Genomic DNA, 20,084 nt, shown 5'->3' with positions numbered 1-20,084 from the left:
TTTGTTGATATCGGGCTTTTTTCATTACTTCTTCTTTTTCAAAAACTTCATTAACCGCTTTCGCTTGCGTTGCTGCGACAAGGTCAGCTGGTTTTTCTTGCCGGCAAACGGGTTTTTCGGTTCTTTAAATTCAATCTTTATCGGCGTTCCCATAATGCCTAATGCTTTTCTAAAGTAGTTCATTAGGTAACGCTTATATGAGCCAGGTAAGTCAGTCACCTGGTTACCATGAATAACAATTCTCGGCGGATTATAGCCGCCTGCATGCGCATACTTCAGTTTAACCCGGCGCCCACTAACCAACGGCGGTTGATGCTCATCTTGCGCCATTTCCATTATTTTGGTCAGTTTAGACGTGCCGATACGCTGTGTTGCACTAGCATAAGCTTCTTCAACCGACTCAAATAAATGACCAACACCGGTTCCATGCAAAGCAGAAATGAAATGCAAGCGGGCAAAGTCAACAAAACCTAAGCGACGATCGAGCTCACGCTTAATTTCTTCTTTATGGTCACTTTCCAGGCCGTCCCACTTATTCACGGCAATCACAATGGAACGCCCTGCATTCAGCGCGAAACCGATAAGGTTCAAATCCTGATCGGTAATGGTTTCTCGTGCGTCAATAACGACAAGAACAACATTGGCATCTTCAATGGCTTGTAAAGTCTTCACCACTGAAAACTTCTCAATGGCTTCGCCAATACGACCTCGACGACGAACCCCGGCAGTATCAATTAAGATGTACTCGCGCTCGTCACGCTGCATAGGGATGTAAACAGAATCCCTCGTGGTGCCCGGCATGTCATACACAACGACACGTTCTTCGCCGAGAATGCGGTTAGTGAGTGTTGATTTACCCACATTAGGTCGGCCGACAATGGCCAGCTTCAACGGCAAATCTTCATAATCTATCTCGTCATGTTCGAGATCTTCAGAGTCCTCTTTGGTCGACGCAATAACATCGGGGTAGTCATCAGCCAGCGGCTTAAAGCAGGTTGTCAGCAATTGCTCAACGCCTCGCCCATGAGCAGCAGCAATACCGTATAGCTCACCTAGGGAAAGAGAGTAGAAGTCTGCCATTGCGGAAGTGGCATCAATGCCATCAATTTTATTACAGACTAAATAAACTTTTTTGTCTTGTTTGCGCAGATGGGTCGCTATGGCTTGATCACCAACTGTGACACCGTCACGCGCATCCACCATAAACAAAACGACATCAGCCTCTTCGACAGCCAGCAGTGACTGCTTAGCCATCTCTTCATCGATACCCTCTTCATCGCCATGGATACCGCCGGTATCGACAACTATGAATTGATAGCCGTCGTAGTTTGCTTGTCCGTATTTTCTGTCTCGGGTTAACCCGGGAAAGTCCGCTACCAACGCATCGCGAGTGCGTGTTAACCGATTAAACAAGGTGGATTTCCCAACATTTGGGCGCCCCACGAGCGCAACAACTGGTAGCATTATTTATTCATTTCCTGAGTTTATATCAATAGCGATAATGTCGCCGTCACGAGTTTGCACGTAAGCAACGTTGTCACTAATAGCGGGAGCAACGTAAACGCCATCGCCGCCAACATGATAACGTCCTTTAATTTCGCCTGAGTCATCGTCGAGCCAATGCAAATAACCTTCAAAGTCACCGACAAGTATGTGACCGCGATGTCTCGCCGGCGCGGATAGTTCACGGCCAAACAAGCGAGTATTGCTCCAACGTTCAATACCACCGTTTTGGTCTAACGCATAAACATGGCTATTTACATCGGTTAAGAAAATTCGACTTGCCGTTACCAGCATATTTTCGAAGGATTTATAGTCACGTTTCCAGCGAACTTCACCGCTCATCAATTCAAGTGCGACCAATTCACCGTTATAAGCAACCATATACAAAGTGGTTCCTTGTGACGCCGGTGCCGCATCAACGTCGGCTAAGCGCTCAAGCTCAGTACCACCGCTGGCTTCGCCAATCGTCTGCGTCCACGCTTGTTGGCCGCTGTCAGAAATCAGTACCATGCCGTTGCCGTTGCTGTCACCGACAATGACACCGCCGCTGATAATAGCGGGCGCTGAAGCACCACGAACCGACAGCATAGGTGTTTGATATTCATATTCCCACTGCTGCTCACCGGTCGATGCATCAAGGCTAATCACCTTGCCACCGCCCGTATGAACGACGACTCGGCCTTCGCCGACAGCCGGATCCGACATGACCTCGTTACCCACCTCGGTGTGCCAAATCAAGTCACCGGTCTGCGCATCTAGCGCAATAACATCGCCATTCTCGGTGCCAAGAAACACACTGTCATACTGGGCAACTAAGCCGCCAGAAATTCGTGCCGGGAACGGGCTGGCAAAAAGACCATCGAACCAACCTTCATCACGTGCCTCGTCAAAAGTAATAAGGTTACGTAAATCAGTCTGCCAAACCTTTTTACCGTTGGTTTTGTCCATAGCTCGCACTATGCCAACTCGGTCAGCCGCATAGACATTGCCATACTCAACCACCGGGCTTAAACGAGAAAAGTACTCGCCGATGCCATCACCGATAGACTCACTCCAAAGTACTCGCGGCGACACCTCTTCGTTAATTGGTTGAAGGGTTGCGAATTTAGGCTCTTCGTCGTCTGAGCTTGAACAGCCCACGGCGATTAACGCTGCCGACACTAGCGCGACACTTTTTACCAGAGATTTAATAGACTGCATTATGATTTAGCCAGACTGTTGAGTTTCATTTGCAGCGCAGGAGTCAAAGACTCATCCGCTTCCAACGCGCGTTGATACGCTGCCCGTGCGTCTTCGTTTTGGCCTTTATCAGCCAAAATATCACCTTCAATTTCAGCGGCAAAACCTTGATAGGCATCCGGGTAGGTACCACGGACTAATTCAAGCGCTGCATCCGTTTGCTCCTGAGCAACAAGTACACGAGCAAGGCGAATACTCGCCAGCGCTTTAAGGTTATTGTCCTCTGCGTTATCGACCACTAACTGCAGCGACGTTACCGCTGTTGCCAGGTCGTTTTCATCGACCGCTTCTTTGGCTAATTGCAACGCGACCAAGTGCGCATATGTGTTTTCGGTATTCTCTGAAACAAAGTTTTGTGCTTCTACAAGCGCATTATCACTGCCTTCCGACAGTGCTGCAGTTAACTGCTCGTACTTTGATGAAGCCAACTGTTGCTGTTCCATTGTGTGTTGGTCGTAAAAGCGCCAGCCATAAAACAGACCGAAACCGATAACCGCACCGGCGACGATACCCTTACCGTGCTCTTTCCAAAACTCTTTAATTCGTTCGACTTGTTGTTCTTCTGTATTGTCCACCAGACTACCCTCTTGTCAGTGGCTGCAAACGTTCTATCAGCGCTTGCCAGCTCAAAGTTTCTTGCTGCTCGTCAGTACGTAATGGCTTAACCGTTACTTGCTGTTGAGCGATTTCATCTGCGCCGATAATCAGAGCAACTTCAGCCCCGGATTTATCCGCTTTTTTCATTTGTTTCTTCATCGCACCGCCACCACAGTGCGAAACCAATCTTAAATCCGGTAATTCATTTCTCAGCTGTTCGGCAATGCGTGGCGCATTAAGTTCCGCATCTTCACCCAGAGGCATTAAGTAAGCATCTACCGTGCGTCGTGGTGTCAGCTTATCTTGTTCTTGAAGCAACAACACCAACCGTTCCATGCCCATAGCAAATCCAACGGCCGGTGTCGCTTTGCCACCAAGCTGCTCTACCAAGCCATCATAACGGCCACCTGCACATACGGTGCCCTGCGCACCCAGCGCTGTTGTGACCCATTCAAATACAGTTCGGTTGTAGTAATCAAGTCCACGAACTAAACGTTCATTTAATGTGTACTTCACACCAGCGTTCTCTAATCGAGATGTCAGCTGCCGGAAATGCTCACGAGACTCGTCGTCCCAATAATCCGATAACTTTGGTGCGTTCTCGAGAAGTTTTTGCGTGTTCGCGTCTTTACTATCAAGTATGCGTAGCGGGTTTGTCTCCAAACGTCGCTGGCTGTCTTCGTCCAGTTCGCTGACGTATTCGCTCAAATAGCTCTTTAATGCGTCTCGGTAATTTGCACGCGCTTCATTGGAGCCAAGAGAGTTCAGCTGCAACTCAACCTGATCCGCGATACCAAAGGCTTGCCATAAACGCGCAGATAATAAAATCACTTCTGCGTCAGCGTCGGCGCTATCAATACCAAAGGTTTCGATACCAAATTGATGAAACTGACGATAGCGCCCTTTCTGGGGACGCTCGTAACGAAACATCGGTCCCATGTACCACAGCCGCTGAATTTGGTTATACAACAAACCATGCTGGTTACCGGCACGAACGCAACTTGCTGTACCTTCAGGACGCAGAGTGACGCTTTCTCCGTTTCTGTCGTCAAACGTATACATTTCTTTTTCAACGATATCAGTCACTTCACCGATAGAGCGTTTGAATAGCTGAGTGCTTTCCAGCACCGGCATACGAATTTCACTGTAGCCATAACTGGCTGCGACTTTACGGATAATGGACTCAACTTGCTGCCAGGCTGGACTTTGATCAGGCAACAAGTCGTTCATGCCACGAATTGCTTGTATTGTATTCGCCACGGAACCTTCTCGTTTGGTAATCGCTACAAAAATAAGCGGCTATTATAAGGATTTTCGGGGTGCGGGTAAAATTAACCGTTAATTTCTTTTACGTCGATTTTATTAGCTTCTGCCGCCTTCACTTGCGCTCTAATTTGCGCTTCAAGCTCATCCACCAAATTTGAGTTATCTAAACGCTGTTTTTGACGTTGTCCATCGATGTACAAGCCACTTTTATTTTTAGCGCCAGCCAAACCGACCTTTGACACTAATGCTTCACCCGGACCATTTACGACACAACCAATAACGGACACATCCAACGGCGTGGTAATGTCTTCCAGGCGTTGCTCGAGCTGGTTGACCGTATCAATCACATCGAATTCCTGACGTGAACAACTCGGACAGGCAATAAAGTTGATTCCCCGCGAGCGAATCCGCAGAGATTTGAGAATATCGAATCCGACTTTAATTTCTTCGACCGGGTCTGCTGCTAACGACACCCGTAGAGTGTCACCAATACCTTCGGCAAGTAGCATCCCTAAGCCAACAGCCGACTTCACCGAGCCACTTCGCTTACCACCCGCTTCAGTAATTCCCAGATGCAGAGGCTGATCAATTTTCTTGGCCAACAGTCGGTAGGAGTCGACCGCTAAGAAAACGTCAGACGCTTTGACGCTGACTTTAAAATCGTGAAAATCGAGTCGGTCAAGAATATCGACGTGTCGCATTGCTGATTCAACCAGTGCTTCGGCCGTCGGCTCGCCATACTTTTCTTGTATGTCCTTTTCCAGAGAGCCGCCATTCACACCAATTCGAATAGGGATATTTTTATCACGGGCCGCATCAACTACGGCGCGAATCCGGTCTTCCTTGCCGATATTCCCCGGGTTAATTCGTAAGCAGTCAGCGCCGTATTCAGCAACCTTAAGTGCGATACGGTAGTCAAAATGAATATCGGTAACGAGCGGAACAGAACTACGTTGCTTTATCTCTTTAAAGGCTTCCGCAGCGTCCATCGTAGGCACAGATACCCGAACGATATCAGCGCCTGCCTTGGCCAGCGCATCGATTTGAGCAACCGTCGCATTAACATCTGTTGTTTCCGTATTGGTCATAGATTGCACGGCAATCGGCGCACCATCACCAATAGGTACATTACCTACATATATACGGCGTGACGGACGGCGCTTAATTGGACTTTCGTGCATCATATTACTTACTTAACCTCTACGACTATTTAGGTTTTAATGTACTTGTCTTTACTCAGACATTGGCACCGTAAAGCGTGCCACTCGTTCACGGCGGAACTGACTCATATCAACGTCTTCACCATCGAAGGTAATGGTTGCTGCTTCCGGCTTACACATGGTTATTGAAAACGGAGGTTCGCCCGGCACCGCCATAGTATACCCCGCGGCCTTCACACCGACAGCTTGTGTTTCGCCTTCTGCATCGTCCACTTTAACCCAGCACTCTTGGTTAAACTCGAAGATTAAGCGGCTCGCAACGGCTTCTTCTACCACTGGTTCCTCTTGAGCTGTCGACGCTTCTTCCTCGTCGGCCACAGCCGATTCCGTTTGCGGGTCAACATTCGTACCTTCTTCAGCAGGCTGTTCTGTCCGAGTGTCCGCAGCGTCTGTGTTTGTTTCAGTTTGAGCTTCAACTTCTGGCTCTGAAGACTCCGGCGCTGCCTCTGTATTATTCTCAGAGCCCAGCTCATTGGTTGATATATTAGTGTCAGACGATGACACCTCTGATTCCAGTACCGCTTCTTCAGTATTCGGTTCGATATCCGGTTGTCGCGGTTCGGAACTGATTTCTATAGCACCAACATCACCCGTCTCTTCAACTTGACTATCAACGGTGGATGACTGAGCTGGTTCTTCAGAGCTCATTCCTGAGTCCTGCCACCACCAAATCACCAGACCCACTACGATAATAATAACCGCGTACGTAATGAGCATTAGACGATTGTCACTTTCCTGGTGCTTTTTACGTCGCGAGAAGCTTTGCATTTGCGTACTTTGAACTTCTTGGTAGCCTTTTGCTTTATAGGCTTCAAAAAGCATTTTCTCGTCAACATCTAATAGCTTTGCATAAGCACGCAAATAACCTTTAATAAAGGTCGGAGTCGAAAACGTTTCGTAGTCGTCCGCTTCGAGTAATTCTATGATTTGTTTTCGCAAACGCAGCTCATCAGCAACTTCTCGCTGACTTAACCCTTTAGCTTCACGCGCTTGTCGCAGAATATCACCGGGTCCCTGAACTGGCTGTTGTTGTGATTCTTGCGCCGCGTCAGAGTCCGCTGGATTGTTCTCTTTATTTGGTTCGTTTTCAGCAGTCATGATTGTTAGGGTGTTCCCTGTTAAGGCTGACTTGCGTAGTGGCCTTTGTTCTTTTCACACTGAGCCCTGTTCTGTTGGCTCTTTGTATGAAAGGGATACTGAGTATCAAGTCTTACTTTATCGAAATACCCGAGCGCTTTTTCCCATTCTCCAGCCATACACAATGCAACCGCATAGTTGTTATACAATGCACCGCTCATAGGTTGCCATGATAATGCCTGTTGGTAAAGTGACAAAGCAGAATCTGTCTCATTTGCTGCCAAATGCCATTGCGCCATGGCAATGACAGCATTTAAAGAGTGAGGACTATCTTCCAGCGCTGCTTGCAAATGCGGTTTAGCCAACGCTAACTTACCTTGAGTTAGGTAAGCAACGCCAAGCTGTAACCGAACGTCTTTACTTACAGGCAATGGGTCATTGGAACTGGCGGTACAACCCATCAACGCCAGTGCTATCAATAGCAAAGCGGCTCGCATTATCACACTCCTTGTGGTTGCGATTCATTGGTTTTACGAAGTCTTTACAGCAATCCCTTCACCGCCACGCTGCATTTGTTGGCGCTTAAGAATACGCTTGGTTCGGTCAATAACATCCCCAACCAGCTGGCCGCAGGCTGCGTCGATATCATCCCCGCGGGTTTTACGAACCATCACCGTAAAACCGTATTCCATCAGCACTTTAGCAAAGCGATCAATACGCGAGTTACTTGAACGCCCATAGTCTGACCCAGGGAACGGATTAAATGGAATTAAGTTTATTTTACTCGGGGTATCTTTTAGTGTTTTTGCCAGCTCATGCGCTTGGTCAGTCGAGTCATTCACATGATCTAACATGACGTACTCAACCGTAACTTTATGCTGAGCTTTGGACTGTTCAACATAACGCCGGCTAGACGCCAGAAATTCTTCAATATCGTATTTTTTATTGATGGGTACTATTTCATTACGCAACTCGTCATTTGGCGCGTGCAGAGAAATAGCCAACATCACATCAATGCGTTCGCGCAGTTTCTCAAGCGCAGGAACCACACCCGATGTACTTAACGTTACGCGACGCTTTGACAGGCCAAAACCAAAGTCATCCAGCATTAACTCCATTGCCGGAACCACATTGTTTAAGTTCAGCAGAGGCTCGCCCATGCCCATCATGACTACGTTAGTCACCGGTTTAATACCCGTTTTACCGTAAGCACCTAATAGCTGGTTTACTCGCCATACCTGGCCAATAATTTCCGCCACTGTCAGGTTACGGTTAAAGCCTTGCGCGCCTGTTGAGCAGAAAGTGCACTCAAGTGCACAGCCGACCTGAGAGGACACACATAGGGTTGCGCGATCGCGCTCCGGAATCCAGACCGTTTCCACGTCCTGGCCGTCAAACAACGTCATTGCAAACTTGATAGTGCCGTCTGATGACTGCTGTTGTTCACGAATTTCCGGTGCGCGTATTTCCGCAACTTGCTTGAGCTTTTCACGCAATTTCTTGTTGAGGTTCGACATATCGTCGAAGTCGTCAACACAAAAATGATACAACCATTTCATAACCTGATCGGCACGAAATGGCTTCTCTCCCATCTCGCGGAAGAACTCTCTCATTCCTTCGCGATTCAGGTCGAGTAAATTCACTTTTTTATCAATTGCGTTGGTCATAAAGCTCCGTTCTTAGCGTGTACGTGGGCAGATTTCTTCGTCGCTGAAGAAGTAAGCGATTTCGCGCGCAGCTGTTTCAGTTGCGTCTGAACCGTGTACCGCATTTTCGTCGATAGTTTCAGCATAGTCGGCACGCAGAGTTCCTGCCAGTGCTTCTGCTGGGTTCGTTGCACCCATGATTTCACGGTTTTTCAGTACCGCATTTTCGCCTTCAAGTACTTGAACAACGATAGGACCTGAAGTCATGAACTCAACCAATGCACCAAAGAAAGGACGCTCTTTGTGTTCAGCGTAGAAGCCTTCTGCTTGTTCTTTGCTTAAGTGCATCATTTTTGATGCAACGATACGCAGACCAGCAGACTCAAAACGGTTGTAGATAGCGCCGATAAGGTTTTTAGCAACCGCATCAGGCTTGATGATTGATAAAGTGCGCTCTAAAGCCATGTGTATTCACTCCAATAAAGATAGGAAAAATGAGTCGCGCGGATTATACGTGAGAATACGCTCGAGATCGAATCCAGAATGATTGTTTTTTCGTTCATTCTGATTTAGCATGGCAAAACAAATTAGCCATATAGACGTCTATTTAAACTTAAGTAGACACATGAGGAGTAAATCATGGCAACGAACAAAACAGAGCAAGCAACACTCGGCGGCGGGTGCTTTTGGTGTGTGGAGTCGGCATTCTTACAAGTCAAAGGCATCGAATCGGTCAAGTCGGGGTACACGGGCGGTCACGTCGAAAACCCAACCTATGAGCAAGTTTGTACGGGTGACACCGGTCATGCTGAAGTCGCACAACTCACCTATGATCCTGAACAGATCTCTTACCGCCAAATCTTAGAAATCTTTTTTACGCTGCATGATCCGACGCAGGTGAATCGTCAAGGTAACGACGTTGGCACTCAATACCGTACCTCTATTTTTTACCATAACGATGCGCAAAAGCATGAAGCCGAAAGCATTATTAAAGAATTAGAAAACGACGGCGCCTTTGCCGACCCAATCGTCACCGAAGTGACTGAGCTGGAAACCTTTTACCCGGCTGAGGACTACCACGAGAACTATTATGCCAGAAACCCGGAAAACCCCTATTGTCAGGCGGTGATTTCACCGAAACTCGCAAAATTCCGTAAAACGTTTTCAGGGTTATTAAAAGACTAAGTGCTTGGCGCAGCGCTATTACTAGCGTTGCGCCAACGTTTTATAGGTCTTCAAAATATGCTCAACCGCATGTTCGATATCGGCTGCGGTTGTGCCTCGACCAAAACTAAACCTCAGTGAAGCATGCGCCAATTCATCACTGACACCAATGGCTCTTAGCACATAAGAGGGCTCTACACTGGCAGAGGTGCACGCCGAGCCAGAGGACACCGCCAAGTCTTTTAGCGACATGAGCAACAGCTCACCTTCAACATGAGCAAATTGCACATTCACAATATGAGGCACGCGCTGAGTGTCGCTGCCGTTAAGCTGAATGCCCTCTTCCGCCAGTAACGGCGACAGAAACTGCTGACGCATACTGTCAAAGCGCTCAATGTCGGCACTGAGTTTTTCTGCAGCTAACTCTGCCGCCACACCCATACCAACAATTTGGTGTGTTGCCAGTGTTCCTGAGCGCATTCCACGCTCATGACCGCCACCATGCATTTGAGCCGCAATGCGAACTCGCGGTTGACGACGCACGTACAATGCGCCGATGCCTTTCGGACCATACATTTTGTGGGCAGAAATTGACATTAAATCGATAGGTACGCTTGCCACGTCTATCGTTAATTTACCGGCGGCCTGTGCCGCATCAACATGAAACAAGGTGCCATTCTCACGGCAGATAGTGCCAATAGTTTTGATATCCTGAATAACACCAATTTCGTTATTGACCCACATAACACTGGCCAAAATGGTGTCTTCTCGCAGAGCTGAGCGAAGCTCATCCATGTCAATAAGGCCGTCTTCGCCTACGTCTAAGTAAGTGACTTCAAAGCCTTCCTTTTCAAGCTGTGCACAGGGGTCAAGCACGGCTTTGTGTTCGGTTTTGACGGTAATAATGTGCTTGCCTTTATCGGCGTGGTAGTGCGCAACACCTTTTAACGCGAGATTGTCTGACTCGGTCGCCCCCGAGGTGAAAACAATTTCGCGGGCATCGGCATTAATTAAGTCGGCAACTTGGTGCCTTGCAATATCAACTAACTCTTCAGCTTGCCAACCGTATTTATGAGAACGTGACGCCGGGTTTCCAAATACCCCGTCCATGGTTAAGCAGGTTGCCATTTTTTCTGCCGCTTCAGGCGCTACTGGTGTGGTTGCAGCATAATCCATGTAGATGGGTTGTTTAGGCACGAAAGTCCTCCTGAAAAGTGCCGTTACAGTTGGCAGTTAACTTTTATATCTTCGTCCGATGCATGGCGTAAGTGCTGACGTTGCATAACATCACCCACATCAGAGTTCTTCATCAACTCGGCTAGCGTAATGCCATCCAAAAAGTCAGAAATTCGATCGCTCAAACCTTCCCACAATGAGTGCGTCAAACAGCGCTCACCACCTTGGCAGTTAGCTTTACCCTGGCACCGCGTTGCATCAATTGACTCATCGACGGCATGAATCACTGAGCCTACCGAAATATCAGCGGGCTCACGTCCTAGTCGGTAACCACCACCAGGTCCCCGCACACTGTCGACTAATCCATGCTTGCGCAAACGAGCAAACAACTGCTCTAAATAGGACAAGGAAATGCCCTGACGCTCTGAGATGTCAGCCAATGGGATGGGACCTTTTGCTGAAAACAAAGCCACATCAAGCATTGCGGTTACCGCGTATCGGCCTTTTGATGTCAGACGCATAGCAATTTCCTCGGGAAGTGTTATTCGTAAGTTGAAATTCTACATTCCCGACTATTTTAGTCAAGTATTGTCGACCGATTTATCCACAGACGCGAGCATTCCTCGCAAAATATTGATCTCGCTCTCTTCCGGACGCGCCCGATTATAAAGACGTCGCAATTTCGTCATCACCTGCCCCGGATGCTTAGGATTAATAAAGCCCGTATTTGTCAGTGTGGCTTCTAAATGGTCATAAAAACGCTCTAAATCATCCACTCGCGGGTACTCAGGAATGTCGGCTTCGACTTTCTCCTCCGCCTCAAGCCATTGCATGCGCACTTCGTAACAGACTGACTGAACGGCCATTGCTAAGTTCAGTGAACCATATTCCGGGTTGGTCGGAATATGCAAGTGAAAGTGACTTTGCTGAAGCTCTTCGTTCGTTAATCCACTACTCTCACGACCAAACACCAACGCAACCTTATGCTGAGTAGACTCTTGCAATACTTTTGCGGCTGACTCTCGAGGGCCAAGTAAAGGCCAGTCCAGAGTGCGGTTTCGCGCACTTGTCGCGACCACCAGTCCACAATCTGAAATCGCATCGTGCAAGTTATCAACAATGGTCGCGTTCGCCAGAATATCCGTTGCCCCCGCAGCGAGTGCCGATGCATGACTGTCTGGTTCCTGTACCGGGTCAACCAAGGCTAAGTCAGAGAGCCCCATCGTTTTCATAGCGCGGGCGACTGAGCCAATATTTCCAGTATGAGAAGTGTTCACCAACACAATGCGTATATTGTCGAGCATGAGTATTTCCTTTGCTTTGCGCGTTAACGTCTCGGCCTATTCTGCGAGGTTATCGAAAAGTTTGGCATGATACCCCAACACTGGTATGATCCGCGACCGAAAATTGTTCTTTTACAGCACAGGTAATTGGTATGCATCCGATGTTAAATATTGCGGTGCGCGCAGCGCGTGCGGCCGGCAAAATTTTAGTTAAAAATTTCGATCAGGGTAACCCTGTAGAAGCCGAATCTAAAGGCTTAAACGACTGGGTCACCGACATGGATAAAGCCGCTGAACAGGCTATTATCAACACAATTAAGAAGTCTTACCCCGATCACGGTATTATTGCAGAGGAAAGCGGTACCCAGGCTGGAACAGAAAATGATTTCCAATGGGTTATCGATCCACTAGACGGCACCACCAATTACATGCGCGGTATCCCCCATTTCTGTATTTCTATTGCATTGCTTCACAAAGGTTCTGTGCAGCAAGCTGTCGTGTATGATCCCATTCGAGAAGAGCTCTTCACTGCCTCACGCGGTGCAGGCGCACAGTTGAATGGTCGCCGTTTGCGTATTTCTCCGAAAGTTGAGTTGAAAGGCGCCATTTTATCAACGGGCTTCCCGTTCAAAATGAAAAGTCGGTTACCTGAATACCTGGAAATGTTTAATAAGTTATTTGAGCATTGTGCCGATGTGCGCAGAGCTGGTGCAGCAGCACTGGACTTAGCCTACGTTGCAGCCGGACGCCACGACGCATTCTGGGAAATGGGCTTAAAGCCCTGGGACATACTCGCCGGCGAATTATTGGTTCGCGAAGCCGGAGGTATTGTTAGTGACTTCCAGGGCGGCCATAACTATGTACAGTCAGGCAACATTGCCGCGGGTGCCCCTAAAGCCCTCAAGCAAATGCTCGCAAAAATTCGCTAAAGCAAAAACGCCGCTTGAAATGAATCAAGCGGCGTTTCTTTTTAGAGTTCGATTTCTTCTAAGTCGAGGTCTAGCGAGTAGTCCATTTCGGAGAGTTCTTCCCGCAGCCGATACTTTTCTTTCAGCTGCTCTATTTCACGCCATTTACGTTTTGCGGCGCGACCTTTGCCAGATTTGTCATTTACCTTTTGCAGTTCTTCTGAATGATCCATGGTAAGACCTCCTGCTTTTTATACGACTTTATTCTTATGGTTTTTGCGATGGTGTTAGCGCACTTGTTAACAAAAACACCACAACTCATAAGTACCACACACTTTGATACTTTAAAAGCTTTTTGTTGCAGATTTGTTAACTAATAATGGCAAAACTGTGAAGAATCAGGTGATAAGATCTATTTGCGGATAGTTGGTTTTAAAGAACTCTCGCACCGAATCTAGCTGTTGGATGGGAAAGACATAATGGTGGCTAATTTGATAGTTAAAAGGAAAGCTCAGAATAGCCGAGCTTTTATTGTACTCACCAACCGCTACGCGCTTTAACTTAGTTGAAGGTACCTGCTCAAGGCCGACCCGAAGCTTATCACCTTGAGCATCGAGCAGTGCCATAATATTTTTCACCTCACTTCTGTTATGAGACCGAGAAAAGGCATCAGGAGTGATATAGAACGCAAACAAAACCATTAACGCGCCATACAGCTGCCCCCAAAGCCTTAGATCGAAATAAAAAAGAGTCACATACGGAGCGAAAATCAAAACAAACTGAAGCCACTTGGGTAAATCACGAAGGTAATTCGCGAGGTTATCTTTCAATTTGCCGGCTTCAACGAATTTCATGACGTTTTATCCTGCTTATTTTTATACATTCTTTCATCGGCTATTTTTAATAGGCTCGGTATTCCATTATTCGTTTCAGAGCTTAAAGAAAAACCGATGCTTAAAGAAGGAGCGATAGAGCCTGTTTCGGTCTGGATCGCTTTAGACTCTACATACTGTTTTATCTGATTTAGCTTTTGCTCAGCAACGTTATTATTATCAACCCGATTGAGTATCACCAGAAACTCGTCCCCACCTAAGCGGGCAACAATATCAGACGCTCGCGTTGATTCTTCAAGCGACTCAGCAACAAGCCTCAGCATGTCGTCACCGACTTCATGGCCAAGAACATCGTTAATTGATTTGAACCGGTTTAAATCAATTGCCAATATACAAAACTGTGCACTATCTCGTTGCTTACTAAGAAGCTTTTCCAAGTAGCTGAAAACAAAGCGCCTGTTAAAAAGGCCCGTCAATGGATCTTGATTAGCCAGCTTCCTCTCTGCTCTATAGTACCGCCATAATAAGTAAACTCCGCCGTAAAGTATGGCGTAGAGTGCGACTATGCCCCAGTAACTAGCCGTCAATGCTAACTTCTGCCTATCGGTCAGCGTCGTGTCGAAGTTCGCCGCAATCCACCACTCACCATTAGGAACAACAATTTTTCCTTGGTAATCTGCATTATTAAAAGAGCTTACATCTCCTTCAAATACCTCACCCTGTTGCCCAAGACCATTGACTCCCCGAAGAGCGATTTTCGCATTGCTCATGTTCGATAACCCAGAAGCTTTCATCAGCTTCTCGTAGTCAATAACAACGCTTATTGAGCCCCAGTAATTTTCGCTTCGTGGGTAATCGTCAAATATCGGTAGTCGGGCAATAATTGCCGTCCCGCCCTGCACTAGCTCCAATGGCCCTGCAAGATAAACGTCTTTTGATAGTCTCGCAGCTAGTACGGTTTCGTACTGCGAAGGAACCGTTCGAAAGTCCAGGCCAATCGCCTTCTCATTTCCCTCTGTTGGAAAGTTCTTAGCGATAATGTCGTCTGGAGCAACCCCTATATTTCTTACATTCTCGGACTTTTCCAGCATTCTGCCGGCTATGGCGTGAAAATTTTTATAAGCTATTTCAGGGTCAATACTAAATACGGTCGCTAAGCTGTCTGATAGAAAGACATCTCTAAATAATGAAGCTTCCAAAGTGGACTTGGCGAGCAGCAGTTCTTCTAAAGCTTCGTCATTGGCGCTTTGCTGCAGCCTGTCCGCCGCAAGGCTAGTCACCCAGCTCGACAAAAACACGACTGGAATAAGTCCAATAACAAATAAAACCAGCGCCACTAACGGGCTTTTTTTCTTAACCACATACTCACCAATTAATCGCTTGTTGCAGAAAAGCTTCCAGCTAAAACGCCACCATCTATCGTGAGTTCTGATGCGTTAATGTAGTTTGCCTCGTCTGAAGCTAACATCACGCACAGCAGCGCCACTTCCTTAACATCCCCAAACCGTCGCATCGGGCAGGCATCAACAATTTTCTTAAAGTTAACTTCACGCTGTGGTCCTGAGCCCAGCATAGGATCCCAAATAGGTGTCATAATGGCGGCAGGATGGACGGAGTTACATCGAATCGGCAGCCCTTCCTGAGCACAATAAAGCGCTACCGTTTTCGTGTGATTCCGAATTGCAGCTTTCGAAGAGGCATAGGCAGCCGCTCCGGGAATGCCTACCAGGCCCGAACGCGACGACATATTAATGATACTTCCTGCACTTTGGGTTTTACGCATAAATTGAATGGCATGTTTACACCCCAGAAACGTACCATCCAAATTAACCGCATGCACTTTGCGCCAGGCTTCCAATGATGCTTTTTCTGGGTTATGTACTTCGTTACCTGACTCCAAACCAGTAACACCGGCATTATTGACCAAGCCGTTTAAACGACCCAGCTTGTCTTCAATCCAGCCAAATAGATCCAGCCACTGCTGTTCATCTGACACATCCAGGGGATGAGAGAACGCGTTCTCGCCTAGCTCTTCAGCTATTGCCTCAATGTCGCTTTTCAGCGTATCCGTTAAAATAACGGTCGCGCCCTGGGCATGGAATTCCCGAGCGATACCTTCACCGATACCTCTCGCAGCTCCTGTAATTAATATGACTTTATCCTTTAAACGGTTCATAACACTCATCCCCTTACACGAGCTTACCCATTGAACACTACTGTTTATAACACTGGATTAACATAAGCGAAATAGCAACTAGCAAGAACGTCGCTTAAGACTGACCAATTGTTGAATAACCTTTTCCGTGTTCTTCGGTGACCGCTTCGGCTGATAGCTAAGAATATATTCAACCAGCCCTTTGCGCTGGAAAACGGGTACACTGGATTGTGAAGACAATTTAATCCGTGCGTTACGGTGCGAGAAAAAAACAGCCCCCTCTATCCAGGTGGATGCGCGATTTTTCTTCAAGTGTTCAGCTAAAACATGAACCTGTTTTTTTAACTGCTTTATTGGGTTGCGGACTTTGGTTTTATAACGGCCACCCTTACGCCCTATTTTATGAGCTGTCCAATTAGCTGCCTGCTCATCTCCCGTCACTTTTGAGTTGTTGTTTTTCACTTCTATTACGAATACACCGTTAGGACCCACCACAATCAAATCCAGCTCAGTAAAGCCGCGTTTGGTTCGTGGGTTAGGTACATCAATTTGGTTAAACAAAATATAGCTATCGGGGAGTTTTTCTAAAAGCTTCAGTGTTTTTAATTCGCCCTTTGCACCTGAACGCTTAGTGGATGCTGCACCTAAAATACTGAACAGATAAATTAACCCAACAATCCACCAGAATTTTGGCAAGTTATATATTAAAAAGCCCGCAATAGGTGCGCCAATAATAGCGATCCAAATGCGGGCTTTATTCACTTCCTGAGAAAGACGATTTTTGGTTATGTACTGCGTGTCGGCCATGACAAATTGACTGCTTGTCCTTATTAACGATGATCTTATTAAACCATCAAAGCCGCCAATCGTCAGCTACTGCTTTTGCCGTATCGCCTCAATCAATTCGTCTTTACTCATTTGGCTGCGATTATCAATATCAAGCTGCTGGGCTCTGTTATAAAGTTCTTCCTTGGTACGTTCTTCCAGCCGAGTGTTGGGGTTACCAGTACCTTGAGTGGTGGTGTTATCGGTAACCCCTTCCTCTCGCCGCTGCTTATTCACAGTACGGCTGGCAATTTCCTCGGCTTCGTCTTCACTCTTGCCGTCATCCAGCTGCGTCTGCTTGATATGCTGATACATGCGCTCGTCTTTATCACGCCAAACGTCAGGCATAAGCACTTATCTCCTTAGCGAGAGTCCTTGCCACGCTGCTCAGGGGCAATTTGCTTGTCTTTCTGAGAGTGCGTGTCATGCGTTGAGTTTGGCCGACGATGATCTTCGCGGCTCTGGTTCTCTTTGTCCTGCTGTGACTGTAGCTTGCGCTTTTCTTCCTCAGTCAGGTTTTCATCGTGTTCACTCACTTTCGATTTCATTGGACCAGTCATACAAACTCCTTAACCGTCAAAAGGTATCGATGTATTTTGTGACCTTCATAATTAAGTGTAGTAAAGATAGGCCTAAATAAAAGATCGCCCGCTGATCTTTACTCCCCATTAATAAAAACAGTAGCTAGAGCATGCTTCTCAGCACCTTGTCCTTACGAATAAAGTGATGATGTAGTGCAGCTGCAACATGCAAAGCAACCAGTGCCATAAGGGCTATTGCTAACCAGCCGTGCAGCTCCCGGAATACGGCATAGTTCTCAATATCGACATTCAGCGCAGCCGGTAAGCGGAACCAGCCAAATGCGTCAATGGGTCGCCCGGCAAAGTACTGCATTAAATAGCCGGAAATAGGCATGGCAAATAACAGCAAATAGAGCAGCCAGTGAGAGGCTTTCGCTATGTGTTTTTGCAAGCTTGATAAGTCACTTGGTAACGCCGGAATTTGATGAAAAAGCCGATTAACCAAGCGCGCTATCACCAGCACTGCCGCCACAATACCAAAGGCTTTGTGTACGGTTAAAATGCTTAACTGCCACGGTTCTAGTGAGCGAATCATCAATAGCCCCGCCGCCAGCATCGACATAACCAACGCCGCCATCCCCCAATGAAATAAACGCATTGATACCGAAAATTTGTATGTGTTACTCATTGCCCGGCTCCTCCAGCTCACCCATTAACACTTCTTTTGCTCTGCGACGGTAAGACTCTGCATAAGCGGCGGATCGAGCTCTCAGTATCGGATCCCGGGTTGCTTCAATGCCGGTCGGCAGCACCAGTGGATCATAATTGATACTGTGGCATTCGCCGTTTAGCTGCGGTGTTACATCACTAATGACAATTTGTCCGGCACTCAATTGCTTTCGACTGGCTGGCCATGCCGTAGTCGGGTCAGTTTCGTCATCCGCTTCACTCGCCAAGGTAAACATCCAATCAAAAACAACATCCCCTTTCGCTACCCGGTTAGTGATTTCTCTATGCAATGCATCGCTGCCTTTCAGGTTTTCCGGGGAAACCGAAACCGTCGGTTGCATAGCCCAGCGTACAGCTTGCTTGTCACCGTTTGAATTCACTAAATAAAACGCATTAATGCTGTTATAGCTTTCTGCAGCAAAGCTTCCACTGGGTTGATACTGGGCTTTCCAACTCAGAAACTCTCCACTCTCTGGATGCTGGGCAAAAAACGTTTGTATTGCTTCAGGTCCCGCCTGAATGGCCTGAATTTGCTGATAAAACGTATGCGGGTCTTTAACTGCCATAACCGGCGGTGTATTCATTGCGATGCGCCACTGCTGGGTTGGGCTCATCGCAAAGCTTAAAGCGAAGCTGCGTACAGGTGCTTTTAAGTCGGGTGCGGTTGGGTTGTTACCCGCTACCGAAAACCGTCCAACAAAAGGCGTTACCCCTTGCTCAAATAGAGAAGCTACGGAGTAATCAGCTAACTGCCCATTAGAACGAAACTCCCCTGTCACACAAAGGCCCTTAGCGTGAGCTCTTCGGAACCCCTCGTGAGCAGTTTCCCCCTGCTGCAAGTTCACAAACTGCTGCGCAGTGACTTCAGGGGGCTTTTCGGCCGCCATGCTGAAAAATGGCGCCAGCAATAACACCAACGATATTTTTTTCATATTGAAAGTACTCTGCTTATCAACTATCTTGAATTCAAGATATACGATAGTAGAGCATATTAGGTTCACTGGCGATGCAAAATTTAGAGCGAATAAAACAACAATGGGCAAAAGAAATACCCGATCTCGACACCTCGACTATGGCCCTCATTGGTCGTCTACAGGTTTTGCATAAACACATGACCTCAGCAATGAGTGAGACCTTTCGTCAGTTTGGTCTGACCGATGCAGGCTTTGATGTTATTGCAACATTAAGACGTTCGGGGGCACCTTATCGGTTAACACCAAACCAATTGCTGGAGCAAATGCTGATAACCTCGGGGAGTATGACCAGCCGGCTGACTCACTTACAAAAAAAGGGGTTGGTAGAACGTGAACAGGATGACAAAGACGGCCGCGTGCATTGGGTTAAACTTACCGATGCGGGTCTGACATTGAGCGATAAAGTCATTTACGAACACGTAAACACGCAAAAGCAGTTGCTCAGCGTTTTGTCCGCGCAGCAAAGGCAGCAACTCACTGAACAGTTGCGCGAGGTTTTAGTGCGTTACGGCTTGGAATAAACTTAAGCAAGGCAAATTAATCAATTGAACACTGCGCGCAGCGCTCTTTACCCGTTAATAGCTTGGATATACGGTTGCGGTTACGTGCAAAAAATAAATACGTTTTGTCAGCGAACCACCGAATAACCGGCCAGCGCAGAGGGGCAATCACCCAGCCCTTACCCACTAACGACCAGGCAGCATAGGTTACATCCAGACCGTAGATCATGTCACCGGAACGGGTCTGCCCATGTAAATACTGATTAGCCTTAGCAACATCAACAGCAGGGTACCGTTGGTTAAAGTCCGGCTCATTAATATTCTCAAACTTGATTTGTCGTTTCTCATCAAGCTTCCTTAAATGCCGCATTTCCTTAACGCACAATGGGCATCCGCCGTCGAAGAAAATAATAAGTTTCGAACTGTGCTCTGACATTAGGATCACCTTTTGCAAACTCCACTTTCTTA

General features: G+C 47.3%; 25 protein-coding genes. 3 read left to right on the top strand and 22 right to left on the bottom strand.

Annotation, left to right across the window (positions count from 1 at the left end; genetic code table 11):
- Positions 1 to 24: 24 nt before the first annotated feature.
- The 9 genes from der to ndk form a co-directional block, all read right to left on the bottom strand.
- On the bottom strand, positions 25 to 1,464 hold the full coding sequence (gene der, locus CEW91_RS02890; protein ID WP_088767595.1) for a ribosome biogenesis GTPase Der: 1,440 nt from the start codon (positions 1,462 to 1,464) through the stop codon (positions 25 to 27).
- Between the two features lie 3 nt (positions 1,465 to 1,467).
- Positions 1,468 to 2,703 (bottom strand): outer membrane protein assembly factor BamB, encoded by a 1,236-nt coding sequence (gene bamB / locus CEW91_RS02885; protein ID WP_088767594.1) that lies wholly within the window; start codon positions 2,701 to 2,703, stop codon positions 1,468 to 1,470.
- Positions 2,703 to 3,317 carry a YfgM family protein gene (locus CEW91_RS02880; RefSeq protein ID WP_088767593.1) on the bottom strand — a complete coding sequence of 205 codons (615 nt, stop codon included), beginning with the start codon at positions 3,315 to 3,317 and terminating at the stop codon, positions 2,703 to 2,705. Before CEW91_RS02880 ends, bamB begins: the two co-directional genes overlap by 1 nt.
- A 4-nt stretch (positions 3,318 to 3,321) precedes the next feature.
- Entirely contained in the window at positions 3,322 to 4,599 is a 1,278-nt protein-coding gene (gene hisS / locus CEW91_RS02875; protein WP_088767592.1) for a histidine--tRNA ligase, read from the bottom strand.
- Between the two features lie 71 nt (positions 4,600 to 4,670).
- Positions 4,671 to 5,789, bottom strand: a complete 1,119-nt coding sequence (gene ispG, locus CEW91_RS02870) for a flavodoxin-dependent (E)-4-hydroxy-3-methylbut-2-enyl-diphosphate synthase (protein WP_088767591.1) — start codon at positions 5,787 to 5,789, stop codon at positions 4,671 to 4,673.
- Between the two features lie 48 nt (positions 5,790 to 5,837).
- Entirely contained in the window at positions 5,838 to 6,923 is a 1,086-nt protein-coding gene (locus tag CEW91_RS02865; RefSeq protein ID WP_088767590.1) for a RodZ domain-containing protein, read from the bottom strand.
- A 20-nt stretch (positions 6,924 to 6,943) separates the two neighbouring features.
- Positions 6,944 to 7,399: a tetratricopeptide repeat protein gene (locus CEW91_RS02860; protein WP_088767589.1), complete on the bottom strand. Its 456-nt coding sequence runs from the start codon at positions 7,397 to 7,399 to the stop codon at positions 6,944 to 6,946.
- Positions 7,400 to 7,432: 33 nt separating this feature from the next.
- The gene (locus tag CEW91_RS02855; RefSeq protein WP_088767588.1) at positions 7,433 to 8,569 is read right to left on the bottom strand and encodes a bifunctional tRNA (adenosine(37)-C2)-methyltransferase TrmG/ribosomal RNA large subunit methyltransferase RlmN; all 1,137 of its coding nucleotides are present in this window, start codon (positions 8,567 to 8,569) and stop codon (positions 7,433 to 7,435) included.
- A 12-nt stretch (positions 8,570 to 8,581) separates the two neighbouring features.
- Positions 8,582 to 9,013, bottom strand: coding sequence for a nucleoside-diphosphate kinase (gene ndk, locus CEW91_RS02850; protein WP_053953948.1), 432 nt, complete (start codon positions 9,011 to 9,013; stop codon positions 8,582 to 8,584).
- 174 nt (positions 9,014 to 9,187) lie between these two features.
- Between ndk and msrA the strand changes: the two genes are divergently transcribed.
- On the top strand, positions 9,188 to 9,733 hold the full coding sequence (msrA, locus tag CEW91_RS02845; RefSeq protein WP_088767587.1) for a peptide-methionine (S)-S-oxide reductase MsrA: 546 nt from the start codon (positions 9,188 to 9,190) through the stop codon (positions 9,731 to 9,733).
- Between the two features lie 21 nt (positions 9,734 to 9,754).
- Here msrA and CEW91_RS02840 read toward each other — a convergent pair whose 3' ends face one another.
- The 3 genes from CEW91_RS02840 to trmJ are packed head-to-tail and all read right to left on the bottom strand — an operon-like array spanning position 9,755 to position 12,192.
- Entirely contained in the window at positions 9,755 to 10,888 is a 1,134-nt protein-coding gene (locus tag CEW91_RS02840; protein WP_198400897.1) for an IscS subfamily cysteine desulfurase, read from the bottom strand.
- Between the two features lie 44 nt (positions 10,889 to 10,932).
- On the bottom strand, positions 10,933 to 11,409 hold the full coding sequence (gene iscR, locus CEW91_RS02835) for a Fe-S cluster assembly transcriptional regulator IscR (RefSeq protein ID WP_088767585.1): 477 nt from the start codon (positions 11,407 to 11,409) through the stop codon (positions 10,933 to 10,935).
- Between the two features lie 60 nt (positions 11,410 to 11,469).
- The gene (trmJ, locus tag CEW91_RS02830) at positions 11,470 to 12,192 is read right to left on the bottom strand and encodes a tRNA (cytosine(32)/uridine(32)-2'-O)-methyltransferase TrmJ (RefSeq protein ID WP_088767584.1); all 723 of its coding nucleotides are present in this window, start codon (positions 12,190 to 12,192) and stop codon (positions 11,470 to 11,472) included.
- A gap of 131 nt (positions 12,193 to 12,323) precedes the next feature.
- Between trmJ and suhB the strand changes: the two genes are divergently transcribed.
- On the top strand, positions 12,324 to 13,100 hold the full coding sequence (gene suhB, locus CEW91_RS02825) for an inositol-1-monophosphatase (protein WP_088767583.1): 777 nt from the start codon (positions 12,324 to 12,326) through the stop codon (positions 13,098 to 13,100).
- Positions 13,101 to 13,141: 41 nt separating this feature from the next.
- On the opposite strand, the gene CEW91_RS02820 is transcribed toward suhB, so the two are convergent.
- From CEW91_RS02820 to CEW91_RS02780, 9 genes are all read right to left on the bottom strand, one after another.
- Positions 13,142 to 13,312: a DUF3545 family protein gene (locus CEW91_RS02820; RefSeq protein ID WP_088767582.1), complete on the bottom strand. Its 171-nt coding sequence runs from the start codon at positions 13,310 to 13,312 to the stop codon at positions 13,142 to 13,144.
- 165 nt (positions 13,313 to 13,477) lie between these two features.
- Positions 13,478 to 13,933 carry a hypothetical protein gene (locus tag CEW91_RS02815; RefSeq protein WP_088767581.1) on the bottom strand — a complete coding sequence of 152 codons (456 nt, stop codon included), beginning with the start codon at positions 13,931 to 13,933 and terminating at the stop codon, positions 13,478 to 13,480.
- The gene (locus CEW91_RS02810; protein WP_088767580.1) at positions 13,930 to 15,273 is read right to left on the bottom strand and encodes a diguanylate cyclase; all 1,344 of its coding nucleotides are present in this window, start codon (positions 15,271 to 15,273) and stop codon (positions 13,930 to 13,932) included. Before CEW91_RS02810 ends, CEW91_RS02815 begins: the two co-directional genes overlap by 4 nt.
- A gap of 11 nt (positions 15,274 to 15,284) precedes the next feature.
- Positions 15,285 to 16,088 (bottom strand): SDR family oxidoreductase, encoded by an 804-nt coding sequence (locus CEW91_RS02805; RefSeq protein WP_088767579.1) that lies wholly within the window; start codon positions 16,086 to 16,088, stop codon positions 15,285 to 15,287.
- Positions 16,089 to 16,166: 78 nt separating this feature from the next.
- Complete coding sequence (locus CEW91_RS02800) at positions 16,167 to 16,874, bottom strand: nuclease-related domain-containing protein (protein WP_088767578.1); 708 nt, start codon at positions 16,872 to 16,874, stop codon at positions 16,167 to 16,169.
- Positions 16,875 to 16,940: 66 nt separating this feature from the next.
- Entirely contained in the window at positions 16,941 to 17,240 is a 300-nt protein-coding gene (locus CEW91_RS02795; protein WP_088767577.1) for a Rho termination factor N-terminal domain-containing protein, read from the bottom strand.
- A gap of 14 nt (positions 17,241 to 17,254) precedes the next feature.
- The gene (locus CEW91_RS02790) at positions 17,255 to 17,452 is read right to left on the bottom strand and encodes a hypothetical protein (protein WP_088767576.1); all 198 of its coding nucleotides are present in this window, start codon (positions 17,450 to 17,452) and stop codon (positions 17,255 to 17,257) included.
- A 124-nt stretch (positions 17,453 to 17,576) separates the two neighbouring features.
- Positions 17,577 to 18,101, bottom strand: coding sequence for a cytochrome b (locus CEW91_RS02785; RefSeq protein WP_088767575.1), 525 nt, complete (start codon positions 18,099 to 18,101; stop codon positions 17,577 to 17,579).
- Positions 18,094 to 19,074: a catalase family peroxidase gene (locus tag CEW91_RS02780; protein ID WP_088767574.1), complete on the bottom strand. Its 981-nt coding sequence runs from the start codon at positions 19,072 to 19,074 to the stop codon at positions 18,094 to 18,096. The genes CEW91_RS02785 and CEW91_RS02780 overlap by 8 nt, the downstream gene beginning before the upstream one ends.
- Positions 19,075 to 19,148: 74 nt before the next feature.
- Between CEW91_RS02780 and CEW91_RS02775 the strand changes: the two genes are divergently transcribed.
- A complete protein-coding gene (locus CEW91_RS02775) occupies positions 19,149 to 19,637 on the top strand; it encodes a MarR family winged helix-turn-helix transcriptional regulator (RefSeq protein WP_088767573.1) in 489 nt (162 codons plus the stop codon).
- Positions 19,638 to 19,653: 16 nt separating this feature from the next.
- Here the strand turns inward: CEW91_RS02775 and CEW91_RS02770 are convergent, their stop codons facing one another.
- Entirely contained in the window at positions 19,654 to 20,052 is a 399-nt protein-coding gene (locus tag CEW91_RS02770) for a thiol-disulfide oxidoreductase DCC family protein (RefSeq protein ID WP_088767572.1), read from the bottom strand.
- Positions 20,053 to 20,084: the final 32 nt, after the last annotated feature.

Origin of the sequence: Idiomarina piscisalsi, assembly GCF_002211765.1 — a bacterium.
GTDB lineage: Bacteria > Pseudomonadota > Gammaproteobacteria > Enterobacterales > Alteromonadaceae > Idiomarina > Idiomarina piscisalsi_A.
The sequence above is the reverse complement of the archived record's forward strand: the minus strand, read 5'-3'. Positions and strand labels throughout refer to the sequence as shown.

Excerpts from the sequence above, each read along its gene's own strand:
- der (WP_088767595.1), bottom strand. The coding sequence starts at position 1,464 with ATGCTACCAGTTGTTGCGCTCGTGGGGCGCCCAAATGTTGGGAAATCC.
- bamB (WP_088767594.1), bottom strand. The coding sequence starts at position 2,703 with ATGCAGTCTATTAAATCTCTGGTAAAAAGTGTCGCGCTAGTGTCGGCA.
- ispG (WP_088767591.1), bottom strand. The coding sequence starts at position 5,789 with ATGATGCACGAAAGTCCAATTAAGCGCCGTCCGTCACGCCGTATATAT.
- CEW91_RS02865 (WP_088767590.1), bottom strand. The coding sequence starts at position 6,923 with ATGACTGCTGAAAACGAACCAAATAAAGAGAACAATCCAGCGGACTCT.
- CEW91_RS02860 (WP_088767589.1), bottom strand. The coding sequence starts at position 7,399 with ATGCGAGCCGCTTTGCTATTGATAGCACTGGCGTTGATGGGTTGTACC.
- CEW91_RS02855 (WP_088767588.1), bottom strand. The coding sequence starts at position 8,569 with ATGACCAACGCAATTGATAAAAAAGTGAATTTACTCGACCTGAATCGC.
- ndk (WP_053953948.1), bottom strand. The coding sequence starts at position 9,013 with ATGGCTTTAGAGCGCACTTTATCAATCATCAAGCCTGATGCGGTTGCT.
- msrA (WP_088767587.1), top strand. The coding sequence starts at position 9,188 with ATGGCAACGAACAAAACAGAGCAAGCAACACTCGGCGGCGGGTGCTTT.
- CEW91_RS02840 (WP_198400897.1), bottom strand. The coding sequence starts at position 10,888 with ATGGATTATGCTGCAACCACACCAGTAGCGCCTGAAGCGGCAGAAAAA.
- iscR (WP_088767585.1), bottom strand. The coding sequence starts at position 11,409 with ATGCGTCTGACATCAAAAGGCCGATACGCGGTAACCGCAATGCTTGAT.
- trmJ (WP_088767584.1), bottom strand. The coding sequence starts at position 12,192 with ATGCTCGACAATATACGCATTGTGTTGGTGAACACTTCTCATACTGGA.
- suhB (WP_088767583.1), top strand. The coding sequence starts at position 12,324 with ATGCATCCGATGTTAAATATTGCGGTGCGCGCAGCGCGTGCGGCCGGC.
- CEW91_RS02820 (WP_088767582.1), bottom strand. The coding sequence starts at position 13,312 with ATGGATCATTCAGAAGAACTGCAAAAGGTAAATGACAAATCTGGCAAA.
- CEW91_RS02815 (WP_088767581.1), bottom strand. The coding sequence starts at position 13,933 with ATGAAATTCGTTGAAGCCGGCAAATTGAAAGATAACCTCGCGAATTAC.
- CEW91_RS02805 (WP_088767579.1), bottom strand. The coding sequence starts at position 16,088 with ATGAACCGTTTAAAGGATAAAGTCATATTAATTACAGGAGCTGCGAGA.
- CEW91_RS02800 (WP_088767578.1), bottom strand. The coding sequence starts at position 16,874 with ATGGCCGACACGCAGTACATAACCAAAAATCGTCTTTCTCAGGAAGTG.
- CEW91_RS02795 (WP_088767577.1), bottom strand. The coding sequence starts at position 17,240 with ATGCCTGACGTTTGGCGTGATAAAGACGAGCGCATGTATCAGCATATC.
- CEW91_RS02790 (WP_088767576.1), bottom strand. The coding sequence starts at position 17,452 with ATGACTGGTCCAATGAAATCGAAAGTGAGTGAACACGATGAAAACCTG.
- CEW91_RS02785 (WP_088767575.1), bottom strand. The coding sequence starts at position 18,101 with ATGAGTAACACATACAAATTTTCGGTATCAATGCGTTTATTTCATTGG.
- CEW91_RS02780 (WP_088767574.1), bottom strand. The coding sequence starts at position 19,074 with ATGAAAAAAATATCGTTGGTGTTATTGCTGGCGCCATTTTTCAGCATG.
- CEW91_RS02775 (WP_088767573.1), top strand. The coding sequence starts at position 19,149 with ATGCAAAATTTAGAGCGAATAAAACAACAATGGGCAAAAGAAATACCC.
- CEW91_RS02770 (WP_088767572.1), bottom strand. The coding sequence starts at position 20,052 with ATGTCAGAGCACAGTTCGAAACTTATTATTTTCTTCGACGGCGGATGC.